The sequence below is a fragment of the Zhenhengia yiwuensis genome (genome assembly GCF_014384995.1).
Taxonomy (GTDB): domain Bacteria; phylum Bacillota; class Clostridia; order Lachnospirales; family Cellulosilyticaceae; genus Zhenhengia; species Zhenhengia yiwuensis.
The window spans coordinates 1-774 of sequence record NZ_JACRSY010000118.1; the positions used below are offsets into that span (position 1 = coordinate 1).

Here is a 774-nt window from a genome sequence, read left to right on the forward strand (position 1 = left end):
AGGACATCTGCATCTACATCAAAGCTTGCTAAAACAACGCTGTCTAAGTTGCAGTCTTTAAGTAGTACAGTTTGTGCACCAATTGAAGAGGTTGGGTCCTCATTGGTCACCTGAATATCAAAATAGGTGTCCACACCTGTTTTCATATACTTAATCATAAGTTCTCTAAAAAGTGATGTGGCATAATACACTGTCATACTTCCTTCACCACTCCAACCATTGGCCTTATGTTGTGTTCCTCTATGCCCTAAAGTCTTGATTTCTGTCTTTTTCTTTTTAGCTGTAGCTTCTAAATTTTTGGCATAAAAAAGAGGCTCCACCCTCCCATCAATTGTGATGAAAGCTCTAGCCTCTTGCCCACTAATCGTATCACCTGCTTTAAAAAATCCCATAGTCTCCCTCCTATCTTACCGTTACAGTCATATACAATTTTTCCATGCTATCTACTGGTTGCACATAGATATTAGTTACGACTGCATCACTTTCTTGTCCTGGTAATACTTCAACATCTTTTGTACTATCAAAGTTTTGAATAGCACTAATCCCTTGAAGTGTATCTAAGTAGTTAATACATTCCCCTTTAAAGAGTTTTCTACCATCTGCATGATTATCCGTGCTCCCAAGATAATACTGACTAAAGATTGTATTTATGTCGTTTCCAATAGCATCTAATACACGAATCACTCGATTTTTTCTAAAGGATTTATCCTTATCTGCAGTAAAACTCGTAAGCGTATTAATGTCTTGCTCGACAACTGCTTTTCCACCTTGCTC

2 protein-coding genes are annotated in these 774 nt (G+C 37.6%); both read right to left on the minus strand.

All coding sequences use genetic code 11. The features are described 5' to 3' along the window. A partial coding sequence (locus tag H8718_RS20325; RefSeq protein ID WP_249334871.1) for a phage tail tube protein occupies positions 1 to 392 on the minus strand: 392 nt, incomplete at its 3' end. A 10-nt stretch (positions 393 to 402) separates the two neighbouring features. Further along, positions 403 to 774: phage tail sheath C-terminal domain-containing protein (locus H8718_RS20330; protein ID WP_283246277.1), on the minus strand; the 372-nt coding region annotated here is incomplete at its 5' end.